The sequence below is a fragment of the Variovorax boronicumulans NBRC 103145 genome (assembly GCF_001591345.1).
GTDB lineage: Bacteria > Pseudomonadota > Gammaproteobacteria > Burkholderiales > Burkholderiaceae_C > Variovorax > Variovorax boronicumulans.
Map to the genome: position 1 here is coordinate 1 of NZ_BCUS01000031.1, position 14,669 is coordinate 14,669.

At 71.2% G+C, this 14,669-nt stretch carries 11 protein-coding genes; all 11 read left to right on the plus strand.

Annotation, left to right across the window (positions count from 1 at the left end):
- On the plus strand, positions 1-4,178 hold a 4,178-nt coding region (locus tag VBO01S_RS33050), incomplete at its 5' end, for a filamentous hemagglutinin family protein (protein WP_255221100.1).
- Between the two features lie 258 nt (positions 4,179-4,436).
- On the plus strand, positions 4,437-6,095 hold the full coding sequence (locus VBO01S_RS11475; RefSeq protein WP_306301669.1) for a ShlB/FhaC/HecB family hemolysin secretion/activation protein: 1,659 nt from the start codon (positions 4,437-4,439) through the stop codon (positions 6,093-6,095).
- Positions 6,096-6,174: 79 nt separating this feature from the next.
- Complete coding sequence (locus VBO01S_RS11480) at positions 6,175-7,983, plus strand: DUF2341 domain-containing protein (protein ID WP_062474098.1); 1,809 nt, start codon at positions 6,175-6,177, stop codon at positions 7,981-7,983.
- A 12-nt stretch (positions 7,984-7,995) separates the two neighbouring features.
- Positions 7,996-8,409 carry an ExbD/TolR family protein gene (locus tag VBO01S_RS11485; RefSeq protein ID WP_062474100.1) on the plus strand — a complete coding sequence of 138 codons (414 nt, stop codon included), beginning with the start codon at positions 7,996-7,998 and terminating at the stop codon, positions 8,407-8,409.
- A gap of 10 nt (positions 8,410-8,419) precedes the next feature.
- On the plus strand, positions 8,420-9,163 hold the full coding sequence (locus VBO01S_RS11490; RefSeq protein WP_255221101.1) for an energy transducer TonB: 744 nt from the start codon (positions 8,420-8,422) through the stop codon (positions 9,161-9,163).
- Positions 9,160-11,019 (plus strand): putative porin, encoded by a 1,860-nt coding sequence (locus tag VBO01S_RS11495; RefSeq protein WP_255221102.1) that lies wholly within the window; start codon positions 9,160-9,162, stop codon positions 11,017-11,019. Before VBO01S_RS11490 ends, VBO01S_RS11495 begins: the two co-directional genes overlap by 4 nt.
- 13 nt (positions 11,020-11,032) lie before the next feature.
- A complete protein-coding gene (locus VBO01S_RS11500; RefSeq protein ID WP_253252343.1) occupies positions 11,033-11,758 on the plus strand; it encodes a hypothetical protein in 726 nt (241 codons plus the stop codon).
- Positions 11,755-12,702, plus strand: coding sequence for a peptidylprolyl isomerase (locus VBO01S_RS11505; protein ID WP_062474104.1), 948 nt, complete (start codon positions 11,755-11,757; stop codon positions 12,700-12,702). Before VBO01S_RS11500 ends, VBO01S_RS11505 begins: the two co-directional genes overlap by 4 nt.
- Positions 12,703-12,737: 35 nt before the next feature.
- A complete protein-coding gene (locus VBO01S_RS11510; protein ID WP_082818097.1) occupies positions 12,738-13,286 on the plus strand; it encodes a YbjN domain-containing protein in 549 nt (182 codons plus the stop codon).
- An 11-nt stretch (positions 13,287-13,297) separates the two neighbouring features.
- Entirely contained in the window at positions 13,298-13,582 is a 285-nt protein-coding gene (locus VBO01S_RS11515) for a hypothetical protein (protein WP_062474106.1), read from the plus strand.
- A gap of 67 nt (positions 13,583-13,649) precedes the next feature.
- A complete protein-coding gene (locus tag VBO01S_RS11520; protein ID WP_062474108.1) occupies positions 13,650-14,666 on the plus strand; it encodes a phosphotransferase enzyme family protein in 1,017 nt (338 codons plus the stop codon).
- The last annotated feature ends 3 nt before the right edge of the window (positions 14,667-14,669 follow it).

Consider the following 14,669-nt stretch of genomic DNA (forward strand, 5'->3'; position numbering starts at 1 on the left):
TGCTGCCCGGCGGCGCGGCGTCGGTGCGGCTGCGCCTGGCCGACGGCGACGGCAACCAGGGCCGCAACTTCGCCATCGCGCCGATGCTGGCCGAGGGCTCGCAGTCGTGGTCGATGCGCCTGGTGGCCGGCGCCGACACGCAGGCCGCCGACAGCCGCGCGCTGCAGCCGCGCGGGCCGCAGCGCGACCTGCTGCTGGCCGACACGCACTACGGCAACGCCTTCACGAAGCAGCTGGTCTCCGGCGGCAAGGTGTGGTCCTGGAACCAGCAGGCGGCCGACGAAGGCTGGGGCAGCTTGGGCAGCATCCTCACGCCGGAGGAGGTGTCCTGGGGCATGTGCGACATCGGCTACTGCGACCTGGTCTCCGAGACCCCCGAGGTCTGGGACTTCAAGTCCTACCCCGTGCGCCAGCCGCTGTTCAGCGTGGTGCGCACCGGCACCGGCGACCTGGACCTGCTGGCCGGCAACGACTTCACGCAGCGCTCGCCCTACGGCATCTACACCGCCGGCACGCGCGCCGCGGCGCGCGCCGACGACGCCGACTTCCACCTGCCGCGCGCCAAGGGCCCGCAAGGCACGGTGCTCAACGGCGGCTACGACATCTTCGAGCAGTTCGTCGACAGCCAGAGCCTGTACCGCGCCTGGTACCCCGACCACGGCGGCAACCTGCGCATGCGCGTGCAGGGCGATGCGCGCGGCGACACCATCGGCGTGCGCGGCAACATGCGCCGCACCACCGACGAACTGGGCATCTTCCGCAAGCAGATGCCCAGCGCCATGCTCGGCAACTGGCTGTGGCGCCAGGGCACCGGCAGCGTGGTGCCGGGCGCCGAGGGCGTGCCCACCGCGTGGTGGATCAACTTCGGCAGCTACGTCGCGGGCCACGAAGGCACGACCTACGACCTCGGCGGCCTCTGGCCCTACCTGGTCGGCTTCACCGGCATCGGCACGCTGGGCGGCGGCAACCTGGTGTTCGAGACCGGCGGCAACGCCGGGATGATGGAGCAGATGGGCGACCACAGCGCCACCTACGTGGCGCGCAGCCAGGGCCTGCATCTCGCCGTGGGCAGCACCGGCCGCGTGACGCGCGCGGGCGAGCTGCTGCTGACCGGCGGCGGCGACCTGGACGTGCGCATCGGCGGCACGCTGAACCCGGCGCCCGAGGTGCGCGCGGTGCCCGCCAGCACCACCTGGCAGGCCGGCAGCCTCCAGCGCTACGACCGCATGCGGCTGGACCTGAACGGGGTCTTCGCCAACCTGCGCGGCGCGCTGCGGCTGGAAAGCGGCGCGGTGGGCGGCATCGCGCTGGACTTCGGCACGCCCGGCCCGAAGGACTCGCGCGCGCTCAGCCCCTACGTCGCGGGCTCGTCGATCGCCTCGGGCGGCCCGGTGCTGATCCCCGGCGATGCCGGCGTGCGGCTCGACGCGCGCGGCGACCTGGTGCTGGGCGGCGTGGCCGATCCGGGGCGCGTGCCCACGCTCACGCACGGCACGCCCTTCAGCGCCAACGGCACCGCGCACCCGGGCGAGGGCTGGACCTGGTTCTCGCTGTGGACGCCGTCGACCGCGATCGACCTGTTCAGCGCCGGTGGCAACCTCACGCCGACGCTGGGCTGGACCGACCTGGGCGATCGCACCAACCACCAGGCGACCGACGGCCGCTTCGTCTACCCGGCGGTGCTGCGCGCGCTGGCGGCCAGCGGCAGCCTGTACTACGGCAGCGCGAGCTCGGGCGTGCGCGACGAATCGAGCAACGGGCCGGTGCTGTCGCCCTGGAGCCTCACGCTGGCGCCGTCGCCGGTCGGCCCGCAGTACGCGGTGAAGCGCACCGCGCAGCTGGAGCTGCTGGCGCGCGACTCCATTCACGCGGCGGGCTACACCATCACGCCCTCGGGCGCCGATCCGTCGCGGCTGGTGGACCCGTTCCAGCCGGGCTTCGCCGCGCTGGGCGGCGAACTCTGGTACGGCCGCGAGTTGATCCACAACACGGCCGCCGACGCGCTGCTGCCCTCCATTGCACTGGACGGCCAGAATTCGTGGCTGCGCTTTCCGCTGTTCACGCTCACCTCGCCCAGCGTGGCCGACGTGGCGCCGGCGGGCCAGCCGCCGTCGCGCTTCTATGCGCTGGAGGGCGACATCGTGGGCCTGCGCACCGGCTCGATCGTCTACCGCGGCTCCAACACCGGCGTGGCGACGCCGAACGGGCTCTGGTACGAAGGGGCGGGCCCGGTGGCGATCCGCGCCGGGCGCGACATCGTCGGCGCCGGCACCGCGCTGGGCGAGGTCGATCTCGTGCCGTCGGAGGGCGCGGGCTGGCGCGGGCGCGACTTCCCCGGCCGGCCGGAACTGCCGCCGCAGCCGCAGACGCTGAACGCCGCCTCGGCGCGCGGCAACCTGATCGTGCACCGCCACGCCGACGACGTGTCGGTGGTGGAGGCCGGGCGCGACATCCGCAACAGCAGCTTCCACATCGCCGGCCCCGGCGAGCTGGTACTGAGCGCCGGGCGCGAGCTGTACATGGCCGACAAGGGCGAGCTCAAGAGCCTGGGCGCCATCGTCAACGTGAAGCCGGGCGACCGCAGCAGCGGCGCCGGCATTTCGGTGGCGGTGGGCGTGGGCCGCGACGGGCCGGACTGGGCCGGCTTCGCCGCGCGCTACCTCGACCCCAAGCGCCGCGCCGCCAGCGGCCAGCCCTTCGCCGACCAGCCCGGCACCGCGCTGTACAGCTACGGCGGCGAGCTCACGCTGGCCGGCTGGCTGTCGCAGCAGTTCGGCTACGGCGGCGACGAGGCCGGTGCCGACGCCTACCTGAAGCGCAAGCAGGCCGAGATCGACGGCCAGCGCAGCGAAGGCGGCGGCAGCACGCGCCGCGACCTGGTGCGCGAGTTCGGCCTGGCCGAAGGCCTGCACCTGGTGAACTGGCTGCGCGAGCGCTTCGGCGGGCGCAACAGCCAGGGCCGCCACTTCGACGCCGCCACCATGGACGCGCAGGCCTTCTTCGCCGCGCTGCCGCCCGAGCAGCAGCAGGTGTACCTGCGCAACGTGTACTTCGCCGAGCTGCGCGCCGGCGGGCGCGAGTACAACGAAGAGGGCGGTCCGCGCCGGGGCAGCTACCTGCGCGGGCGCGAGGCCATCGCCACGCTGTTCCCCGCGCAGGGCGCCGACGGCAGCGCGCGCCGCTACCAGGGCGACCTGACCATGTTCAGCAGCGCCAACTACTACGCGAGCAGCTCGGACCCGTTCACCAAGCGCCCGCAGGCCGGCAAGAGCTACCTGCGGCGCGACGCCTGGACGGCCGCCGGGCGGCCCAGCGACATCGGCGTGTACGACGCGCTCGACGCCGGCATCCACACCAACTTCGGCGGCAACGTGAACATCCTCGTGCCGGGCGGGCGCACGTTGGTGGGGGTGGACGGCGGCTTCGTGCCGGGCGAGGGCTCGGGCGTGCTGACGCAGGGCGCGGGCGAGGTGCAGATCTATTCGCTGGACAGCATCCTGCTGGGCCAGAGCCGCATCTTCACCACCTTCGGCGGCGGCATCCTGGCCTGGTCGGCGCAGGGCGACATCAACGCCGGGCGCGGTTCGAAGTCGACCGTGGTCTACACGCCGCAGCGGCGCCTGTACGACGACGCCGGCAACGTCAGCCTGTCGCCGACCACGCCCAACACCGGCGCCGGCATCGCCACGCTGAACCCGATCCCCGAGGTGCCGCCGGGCGACATCGACCTGATCGCGCCGCTGGGCACCATCGACGCGGGCGAGGCGGGCATCCGCGTGTCGGGCAACGTGAACCTGGCGGCGCTGCGCGTGGCCAACGCCGAGAACATCCAGGTGCAGGGCAAGTCCACCGGCGTCCCGGTGGTGGCAGCGGTGAACGTGGGCGCGCTCACCAACGCCAGCGCCGCCGCCTCGCAGGCCGCCACCGCGGCGCAGGATGCCGTGCAGCGCGACCGCGCGGCGCAGCGCCAGGCGCTGCCCTCGGTGTTCACCGTGCGCGTGCTCGGCTTCGGCAACGAGCCCGCGGGCGGCGAGGGCGGTGGCAACGGTGCCGGCCGCGAGCGCAGCGGCGCGGCCTACGACCCCAAGGGCGTGGTGCAGGTGCTCGGCGCGGGCGCGCTCACCACCGCTCAGATGCAGTCGCTCACGCCGGGCGAGCAGCGAGGGCTGAAACGCTGAGCGGCTGAACCTTTGCGCTACCCGCGCAGGCGGAAAAAACACAAGGGCCTCCCATGCGGAGGCCCTTCTTCTTATGTGCGCGAAACCCGCCGCGCCGGACCTCGTGCCGATTTCTTGATGAAGTTTTCGTGACAAACGACAGTCGCCGCGCACGCCGTGCGTCTAGGTATCGGTACGCAGCAGCGACATGAAGGCTCTCCACCATGAGCCGCTGCCACGCGAGCTTCATCCTTGAGAACCGAGCTGTAAATGCATGACATGAAGAAGAACGCCCCACCGACCTGCTGGAGAGCGGTGTGGCTGGCGGTGATGGCGATCGGTGCCCCGGTGGGCGCCTTCGCACAAGCACCTGCCGCTGTCTCCACGCCGGCGCCGACCTCGGCGCCCACACCGGCTGCGGGTGCGCCCGCAGCCACCGAACCGGCCCGCAAGGTCGACATCGCCGAATACATCGTGCGCGGCAACACCGTGCTCGACGCCCGCGCCATCGAGAAGGCGGTCACGCCCTTCCTCGGCCCCGAGCGCACGCTCAAGGACGTGGAGGGCGCGCGCGACGCGCTGCTCGCGGCCTACCAGGCGGCGGGCTACCAGTCGGTGTACGTCGACCTGCCCGAACAGCAGGTCACGCAGGGCGTGGTGTTCCTGCAGGTCAACGAGACCCGCGTGGGCCGCGTGCGCGTGGTGGGCGCCGAGTACAACTCGCCGCTCGACGTGCGCGACCAGGTGCCGGCGCTGAAGGAGGGCGGCGTGCCCGACTTCAACAAGGCCCAGGCCGAGCTCACCGCGCTCAACCGCAGCCCCAAGCGCCAGGTGATGCCGCTGGTGCGCCCCGGCACCATGCCGGGCACGATGGACGTCGACCTGAAGGTCGAGGACCAGAGCCCGTGGCGTGCCAGCGTGGGCCTGAACAACGACTACAGCGCCGACACGCGCAAGCTGCGCGCCAGCGCCTCGCTGGGCCACGACAACCTCTGGCAGATGGGCCACAGCGCCTCCATCAGCTTCTTCGGCGCGCCGCAGGACCTGAACCAGACGCAGGTGTTCTCGGCCTCGTACAACGCGCCGCTCAAGGGCACGAACTGGAGCCTCGAGGCCAACGCCTTCGTCTCCGACAGCAACGTCGCCACCGTCGGCGGCACCACCGTGCTGGGCAAGGGCCACTCGATCGGCCTGAAGGCCACCTACACCGTGCCCAACACCGGCAACTGGTGGCATGCCTTCAGCGTGGGCGTCGACTTCAAGAACAACAAGGAAGCGCTGACGCTCAAGGGCAGCGGCGACACCGTGCCGCTCAAGTACGCGCCGATCACGCTGTCGTACTCGGGCTTCCGCCAGACCGACAAGAGCCAGTACGGCGTGGGCGTGTCGCTGGTGGCGGGCACCAGCAGCTCGTTCAAGTACGGCAGCGACTGGGCGGCCTTCGACTACAAGCGCTACAAGGCCTCGCCCAGCTTCATGGTGCTGAAGACCGACCTCAACGGCGCGCACAGCTTCGAGGGCGGCACGCAGGTGGCCTTCCGCGTCAACGCGCAGATGACCGATTCGCCGCTCGTCTCGAGCGAGCAGATCGCCGCGGGCGGCATGAACTCGGTGCGCGGCTACCTCTCGGCGGAGGCCACCGGCGACTACGGCGTGGTCGGCTCGGTGGAGCTGCGCAGCAAGCCGCTCGCCTTCCTGGGCAGCACCGTCGAGAACTGGCGCGTGTACGCCTTCGCCGATGCCGCGCGGCTGCGCCTGAAGAGCCCGCTGCCCGAGCAGGCCGACCGCTTCTCGCTGTATTCGGTGGGCGTGGGCACGACCTTCAAGGTGGGCACGTATTTCTCGGGCCGCGTCGACATCGGCTATCCGCTGGTCGACGGGCCGCGCACCAAGAAGCACGACACGCAGGTGAATTTCAGCATCACCGCGAGCTACTGACCGACCGAACGACGGCGACGTCCTTTCTTCCTTCTTTCGATTTTTTTCTCATTCCACGAGCTTTCCGGAGAACCCTGTCATGCGACGACTTCTTTTCATCGCGCTCACGCTGCTGAGCACGCTCCTGCCGGGCCTGGCCCATGCCTGGTGGCAGGCCGAATGGGCCTACCGCAAACCCGTCACCATCGACGGCGGCCCGCAGGCCGGCGCCATCGGCAGCGATGCCGGCCGCGTGCCGGTGCTGGTGCGCCTGCACACGGGCAACTTCAAGTTCGAGGGCGTGAGCGAGACCGGCGCCGACCTGCGCTTTGTCGCGGGCGACGACAAGACCGTGCTCAACCACCAGATCGAGCAGTTCGATCCGCTGCTGGGTATCGCGCTGATCTGGGTCGACGTGCCCAACGTCTCGGCCGGCACGCCGCAAAAGCTCTGGATGTACTACGGCAACCCCAAGGCCCCGGCCTCGGGCAACGGCCAGCGCAGCTTCGACCCCGACTACACGCTGGTCTACCACTTCGCCGAAGGCGCGGTGCCGCCGCGCGACACCACCGCCTACGGCAACAACGGCCAGACCGCCGCGGTGCCCGTCGAAGGCACGGTCATCGGCAAGGGCGCGCAGCTCGGCAACGGCGCGTTGATGCTGCCCGCCACGCCCTCGCTGGCCGTGACGGCCGGCGGCACGCTGACCTTCTCGGCCTGGATCAAGCCCGATTCGCTCGGTGCACGCCAGGCGATCTATGCGCGCCGCGACGGCGCCGGCGAACTCGTGGTCGGCATCGACCAGGGCGTGCCCTTCGTGCAGGTCAACGGCCAGCGCAGCACGCCGGGCCAGCCGGTGCAGGCCGGCCAGTGGGCGCACCTCGCGGTGAAGGCCGAGGGTGACAGCGTCGCGCTGTATGTGGGCGGCCGTCCGGCCGTGTCGCTGGCGGCGAAGCTGCCCGCGCTGAACACCGCTGCCGCGCTCGGCGCGGATGCACCGGCTGCCGCACCCGCTGCACCGGGTGCAGCACCCGTCGCCGGCTTTGCCCCGTTCACCGGCGCGATCGACGAAGTGCGCCTGTCGAAGGTCGCACGCCCCGACGCGCTGCTGCTGGCCGATGCCGTGTCGCAAGGCGCCGAGTCGCGCCTGGCCGCTTTCGGTCCCGACGAGCAGCAGGCTGGCAAGAGCCACTTCGGCTTCATCCTGGCCGCGATGCCGCTGGACGCGTGGATCGTGGTCGGCCTGCTGGGCCTGATGATGGCGCTGTCGTGGGCCATCATGATCGGCAAGGGCCGCAACTTCGGCGCCACCTCGCGCGCCAACGCCACCTTCATCGAGCACTTCCGCGAAGCCGCCGGTGCGCCGCTGGACCGCCTGGCCACCAACAACACGGTGCCGCAGGAAGTGCGTGCCGATTCCTCGCTGTGGCGCCTGTACGAAGTGGCCATCGAGGAAATGCGCCGCCGCCATGACCGCGGCTACGACCTGAACGCCGTGTCGGCCTCCACCATCGGCGCCATCCGCGCCGCGATGGACGGCGTGATGGTGCGCGAGACCGAGCGCATGTCCAAGCGCATGAACTGGCTGTCGACCACCATCGAAGGCGCGCCGTACGTGGGCCTCTTTGGCACCGTGATCGGCATCATGCTGGTGTTCGTGGTGGCGGCCATGGCCGGCGCCGTGGACATCAACTCGGTGGCGCCCGGCATGGCCGCCGCGTTGCTGTGTACCGCCGCCGGCCTGGGCGTCGCGATCCCCGCGCTCTTTGGCTACAACTGGCTGGCCTCGCGCTCGGACGCCATCGGCGCCGACATGGCCGTGTTCGTCGACGAGTTCGTCACGCGCCTGGCCGAAGAGCAGGGCGAGGGCCGCTCGCTGCCGGTGGCCGTGCAGGCGCGCCGCGCCTGAGGACCGCGCACCATGGCAAACACAGCCGCGAAGTTCGCCGTGCGCAAGCGCACGGGCGGCATCAACATCACGCCCTTCGTCGACGTGCTGCTGGTGGTGCTGGTGATCTTCATCCTCACCAGCAACGCCAGCATCCCGGGCATCAAGGTCGACCTGCCCAAGGCCAGCGCCTCGGTGGCGCTGGAAAAGCCCAAGACCAAGGCCATCACGATCGACAACGCGGGCAACGTGTTCCTGGACGCCTACCCGGTCACGCTGCCCGAGCTCGAGGAGCGCCTGCGCACCGAGAAGGCGCTGTCGCCCGACTTTCCCGTGATCGTGCGCGGCGATGCCAGCGTGCAGTACGCGAAGGTGGTCGACGTGCTCGACCTGCTGCGCCGCATCGAGCTGAACCAGATCGGCCTCGTGACCGGCAAGCAGAAGTGAGGACCGGAGCGTGAACCCTCGCGACCCGATTTCTTCTGCCTCGCCCGCGCCGCGCTCCAGCGGCACGGGTGGAACGGCCGCGCTGTGGCGCCGTTGGGGCGGGGTGGTCATCGGCCTGGCGATCGTCGTGGCGCTGGCGCTGCTCGTGTGGCGGCTGCTGTCCGACACCGCGAGCCAGAAGCGTGTGGTGGCCGACGCGCCCACGCTGATGCTGCCGCCGCCCCCGCCACCGCCGCCCGAACCCGAGAAGCTGCCCGAGCCCGAGCCGGAAAAGATCAAGCCCGAAGTGGTCGAGCCCGAGCCCAAGCCGGTCGAGCCGCTGGAAGTGCCCAAGGACGACGCGCCGCCCAGCCCGTCGAAAGACCTGGGCGACCCGGTGACCATGGACAGCGCCGGCCAGGCCGGCAACGACGCCTTCGGCATCCAGGCCGGCAGCGGCGGCGGCATGAGCGGCACCGGCGCCGGCGGCGGCCTGGGCAGCGGCTCGTATGCGCGCTACGTGTCGAGCATGCTGCAGCAGGCGCTGTCGCGCGACCCGCGCACGCGCCAGCTGGTGTTCGACGACATCCAGATCGACCTGTGGCTCGGCGCCGACGGCAAGACCACGCGCGCCCAGCTGGTGCGCGGCACCGGCACCGAGGACATCGACGAGGCCGTGCTCGCGCTGGTGCGCGGGCTCGATCGCGTCGACGAACGTCCGCCGGCCTCGATGCGCTTTCCGATGCGCGTGTCGATGAAAGGCCGCCGGCCATGACTTTCCATTCCTGTACGGCCGACGCCCGGCCCGACTCCTTTCCTCCAGTGAACGAAGCGATGAACACCCTGCACAACACCCTCCCGCGCCGGGGCGCGATGCCGGCCCTGCGCCAGTGCGCGCTCGCGGCGGCCGTGGCCTCCGCCTTCGTGCTGTCGGCCGGCACCGCCATGGCCCAGACCGCCGCCGCGCCGGCGGGCGAATCCGCCATGGTCAAGCTGATCCGCGGCCTCATTCAAAGTGGCACGCTCGCCAAGGACGTGGGCGAAGCGCTGCTGGCCCAGGCCCAGACCGAAGCCATCGCCGCGCAGCAGGCGCAGCGCCAGGCGACGGCCTCGGCCACCGCCGCATCGGCCACCGTCGCGGGCGGCATGCGCCTCGAAGCGGGTGACGTGCGCGTGCCCTACATCTCGCAGACCGTGCGCGACCAGATCCGCGACGAGGTCAAGGCACAGGTCATGGCCCAGGCCAAGGACGAAGGCTGGGCCGCGCCCAACGAGACGCCCGAGTGGAGCAAGCGCATCCGCTTCGAAGGCGACGTGCGCGTGCGCAACGAATCGCGCAGCTACGCCGGCAACAACAGCGACATCGAGATCAACTGGCCCTCGCTCAACCAGGGCAGCGGCTACGACGTCAACCCGAACACCAACCTGTCGTTGCCGTCGATCCTGAACACGCGCCAGGACCGCCGCAACCTGTTCCGCGCCCGCGCACGCGTGGGCCTGCTGGCCGACCTGTCGGAGAACACCAAGGCCGGCGTGCGCCTGGCCTCGGGCAGCGACGAGAGCCCCGTCTCGACCACCACCACGCTGGGCGGCGGCCTGGGCAAGAAGAGCGTGTGGCTCGACCAGATGTGGATTTCGCACAAGCCGACCGACTGGCTCACCGTGACCGGCGGGCGCTTCGGCAACCCCTTCATGTCGACCGACCTGCTGTATTCGAGCGACCTGAACTTCGACGGCATTGCCGCGCAGTTCGACAAGAAGCTCGCATCGAACCGCGACCTGTCGCTGTTCGGCACGCTGGGCCTCATTCCGCTCGAGTACTCGGCGGACGGCTCGCCCACGCGCAGCCAGCGCAAGATGAAGAGCGAGAACAAGTGGCTGCTCGGCGCGCAGGTGGGCGCCGACTGGAAGATCAACGAAGACAACCGCGTGCGCGGCGCGCTGGCGTACTACAACTTCCGCAACGTCAGCGGCCAGGTCTCCGAGCCTTGCGCGCTGTATGCGGGCGCCGACGGCTGCAGCACCGACTGGTCGCGACCGGCCTTCATGCAGAAGGGCAACACGCTCATGCTGCTGCGCGACATCTCGCTCGACCCGCTCAACCCGGCCGGCACGCCGCAGCCGCAGTACGTGGGTCTGGCCTCGAAGTTCCGCCTGATCGACCTGAACCTGCGCTGGGACACCCAGGTGGCCGGCAACAACCTGCGCCTGGACGCCAACTTCGTGCGCAACACCGCCTACGACGCCAACGACATCTGGAAGCGCGGCGGCATCCGCGGCGCCATCGTGAACAACTTCGGCCCGACCGGCGGCACCACCCAGTCCGACTTCAAGAGCGGCGGCAACGCCTACATGCTGCAGGCCACCTACGGCAAGCCGGCACCGGCCGCGCGCGGCGACTGGAACGTGCTCGCGGGCTACAAGCGCATCGAGCCCGACGCCATGCCCGACGGCTACAACGATTCGAGCTTCCACGGCGGCGGCACCAATGCGCGCGGCTACTTCCTGGGCGGCTCGTACGCGATCGACAAGAACATGTGGTTCACCGGCCGCTGGATCTCGACCAAGGAGGTCTACGGCCCGCCGCTGTCGATCGACACCCTGCAGCTCGAATTCAATGCGCGTTTCTAAGAAGGAGTCCGCCGTGTCCCGAACGATCTTCCCGGCGCTGGCCCTGGCCGCGCTGGCCGCCACGGCCGGCGTCGCGCAGGCCCAGCAGCCGCAGGGCCAGAGCATGGAGGAGCGGCTGCGCGCGCAGCTGCGCACCACCACCACCCAGCTGCAGCAGGCGCAGAACGAGCTGGCCGCGCTCAAGGCCGGCCAGCCTGCGGGCAAGGCGCCCGCGGCACCCGGCGCGCCGCCGCCCGCGTCCGAGCTCGAGACGCTGAAGAAGGAACTGGCCGCCAGCCAGGCCCAGCTTGCGTCCGAGCGCCACGCGCGCGGCCAGGCCAGCGCCGGCAACGCGCAGCTGCGCGAGCAGGCCCAGGCCGCGAGCGAGAAGGCGGGTGCGCAGATCGCGCAGTTCCGCGGTGCCTACGACGAGCTGCTGAAGATGGCGCGCGCCTCCGAGGCGGAGCGCCAGCGCCTGGCCGGCGAGGCCGCGCTGCAGCGCACCGCGCTCACGCAGTGCGAGGCCAAGAACACGCAGCTCTATGCCGTCGGGCAGGAAGTGCTGCGCGCCTACGAAACCATGGACGTGGGCAGCGTGCTCGCCTCGCGCCAACCCTTCGCGGCGCAAAGCCGCGTCAAGTACGAACAGATCGCGCAGCAGTACGGCGACAAGCTCTACGAGAGCCGCTTCGACGTGCGCGCCGTGAGCGCGCCGGCGCCTGCGGCCGCTGCATCCGCCACGGAAGGAAAGCCCCAATGAACCCCGCACAAGCCACTCCCGCAGCCGGACTCGGCCGCCGCCTGCGCGCGGCGGCCGGCGTGCTGCTCGTCTCGTCGGTCGGCGTGGCCGCCGCGCAGCAGCCCGCTGCACCCGGCCCCGCCGTCGTCGCACGCATCGGCGAAGTGACCATCGGCCAGGACGAGATCGAGAAGCTGCTGCAGACCCTGCCCGAGACCGAACGCGCCGCCGTCAAGGCCGACCGCGCGAGCCTCGACGGCTGGCTGCGCCAGCGCCTCGTGAGCGAAGCGCTGCTGCGCGACGCCCGCGCCAAGGGCTGGGCCGAACGGCCCGACGTGAAGGCGAAGATCGACGCCGCCACGCGCGAGATCACCGCGCGCATCGTCGCCACCAGCTACCTCGAATCCGTGAGCCAGGTGCCCGCGGGCTTCCCGTCGGACGCCGAGGTGAAGGCCGCCTACGACCAGGGCAAGACCGGCTTCAACCTGCCGGCCGCCTACCGCGTGGCGCAGATCTACCTGGCCACGCCCGAGCGCGACCCGGCCGCCATCGCCAAGGTGCGCGACGAAGCCAACCGCCTCGCCAAGCAGGCCCGCAGCGGCGACTTCGCCGCCGTGGCGCGCACCAGCTCGCAGGACCGCCGCAGTGCCGAACGCGGCGGCGAGGTCGACACGCTGCCGCTCGCGCGCATCCTGCCCGAGCTGCGCGACACCGTGGCCAGGCTCAAGCAGGGCCAGGTCAGTGAACCGGTGCAGGCCGAGGCCGGCTTCCACATCGTCAAGCTGCTCGACACCCAGCCTGCGCGCACCGCCACCCTCGAGGAGATGAAGCCGCAACTGCAGGCCGCGCTGCGCCAGCAGCGGCAGCAGCAACTCGTGCAGGCCTACATGGCCCAGCTGGCGCCGCCGGCGCAACTGAGCATCGACAGCGCCGCGCTCGACGCCGCGCTCAAGAAGACCAACTGAACCCATTCCCCCTTTTCAGAAAGAAGAAGCACACCATGAACACCACCGCCACGACCCCGCAAGCCGACGACCAGGCCGCCACGCCTGTGCCTTTCGACATGCTCGACGCCGTCACGCCCGACCAGGTGTCGGACGCCATCAAGGCCGCCGGCGGCGCCGTCACCGCCATCGAACAGGATGGCGTGGTGCGCCTGCACAGCGCCAGCCACGGCATCGGCTTCCAGGTGCTGTGGGGCAACGCCGTCACCACCACCCAGTACACCGACTTCACCCTGAGCTGCCCGCTGCGCGTGCAGGGTGGCACGCTGCCCGAGGCCGTGCTCGCCGCCTGGCACCGCAGCAAGCGCTTTGCGCGCGTGGCGCAGCACGGCGACTTCGTCGTGCTCGAGATGGACGTGGTCGTGGCCGGCGGCGTGAGCCCCGCCTACCTGGCGTTTGCCGTGCGGCTGTGGATGCAGATGATGGGCGAGTTCTTCCTGCACCTGCGCAACTACGGCCCCGCCGCCGAGACGCGCGGCGACGCGGCGAATGCCGACGCTGCTGCTGCCACCGCCGCCGTCCAGGGTGTGCCCGCCGCCGCGTGATGCCACTGCCCATGCGCGCTGCATCCGGCCTGTCCGTGGACGACCACCACCATCCCTCGCACGACTCGCCCACGGGCCGCGCCATCCAGGCCGCGGCGCGCCAGGCCCAACGCGCGCGCCGCGCCGAGACCGTGCGGCTGCGCCAGCGCGCCGCGCTGCTCGAGCTGCTGGTGCAGACCATGGCGGAGCTGCACATCTCGATGGCCGAGCTCAATGCGGCGCGCAAGGCGCTGGCGCCGGCGTGGCGGCAGGTGGGGGACGGAGGCACCTCGCTCGATCACGATCTGGAGCGTTGACGCAAGGCGGCGAGGCTGCGGAGGGTAGGGCAGAATCGCCCGCCCCACGCTCCCGAAAGGCCACCCCGTGACGACGCCCGCCCGCTCTGCCCGGATCGCCCAGACCACGCCCACGGGCGCCGCCATCGCAGAGAAGGTGGCGCAGGCCTACGACTTCGGCGAGGTCCGGTCGTGCGAGCTGCTGCGGCGCAGCTTCAACCATGTCTACGGCCTGCAGTTTGCCGACGGCCGCCAAGCCGTCGCGCGCCTGAGCGCCGACCGCCCGCGCGGCGCCCCCAACATCGGCTACGAAACGGCGCTGCTCGTGCACCTGAAGGCCAGGGGCGTGCCGGTGGCCGGCGCGCTGGCGGCACGCGATGGCGCACATGCTGTCGCGATGGACCTGCCCGAGGGCGAGCGTCCGTTGATCCTGTTCGAGCATCTCGACGGCGACGTGCCCGGCGACGTGCTGCCCGACGTCGAAGCCACCGGCCGCGGCCTGGCGCTGTTGCACGAAGCCGCGCAGGACTACCACGGCCCCGCGAGCCGCTACGCCCTGGAACTGCCCGACCTGCTGCACGCGTCGCTGGAGCGCCTGCACGCCGCGCCCACCATGACCGACGCGCTGCGCCCGGAGTTCAGCGCCATCGCGCGCGCGCTCGAAGCCCGCATCGCCGCGATGCCGACCCTGACTCGTGTTCACGGGCACGGCGATTGCCACGGCATGAACAACTTCGTGACGACTGGTCTTGAGGGCGCGCGCGTCGCCTCGTTCTTCGACTTCGACGATGCAGGCCCCGGCTGGCTGGCCTACGACCTGTGTGTGTACCTCTGGGCGATGCACCCGCGCACGGTGGGCGGATCGCTCGACGCGACGTCGCTGGCGCGTTGGCGCAGCTACCTGGCGGGCTACCGCAGCGCGCGTCCGTTGCCTTCGGCGGATGTCGAGGCCATCGCTGCCTTCATGGCCGTGCGGCAGTTCTGGCTCATGGGCGAACACGCGGGCCGCATCGCGGTGTGGGGCACGCAGTCGATGCCGACGAGCTGGCTGCGCACGCAGGTGAAGATGTTGACGGCGTGGGCGGAGTTGCGAACGCCCGAGTGAGGA

Bases quoted from the DNA above. Each gene is read 5' to 3' on its own strand.
- VBO01S_RS11475 (WP_306301669.1), top strand. From the start codon at position 4,437: ATGAAGAAGAACGCCCCACCGACCTGCTGGAGAGCGGTGTGGCTGGCG.
- VBO01S_RS11480 (WP_062474098.1), top strand. From the start codon at position 6,175: ATGCGACGACTTCTTTTCATCGCGCTCACGCTGCTGAGCACGCTCCTG.
- VBO01S_RS11485 (WP_062474100.1), top strand. From the start codon at position 7,996: ATGGCAAACACAGCCGCGAAGTTCGCCGTGCGCAAGCGCACGGGCGGC.
- VBO01S_RS11495 (WP_255221102.1), top strand. From the start codon at position 9,160: ATGACTTTCCATTCCTGTACGGCCGACGCCCGGCCCGACTCCTTTCCT.
- VBO01S_RS11505 (WP_062474104.1), top strand. From the start codon at position 11,755: ATGAACCCCGCACAAGCCACTCCCGCAGCCGGACTCGGCCGCCGCCTG.
- VBO01S_RS11510 (WP_082818097.1), top strand. From the start codon at position 12,738: ATGAACACCACCGCCACGACCCCGCAAGCCGACGACCAGGCCGCCACG.
- VBO01S_RS11515 (WP_062474106.1), top strand. From the start codon at position 13,298: ATGCGCGCTGCATCCGGCCTGTCCGTGGACGACCACCACCATCCCTCG.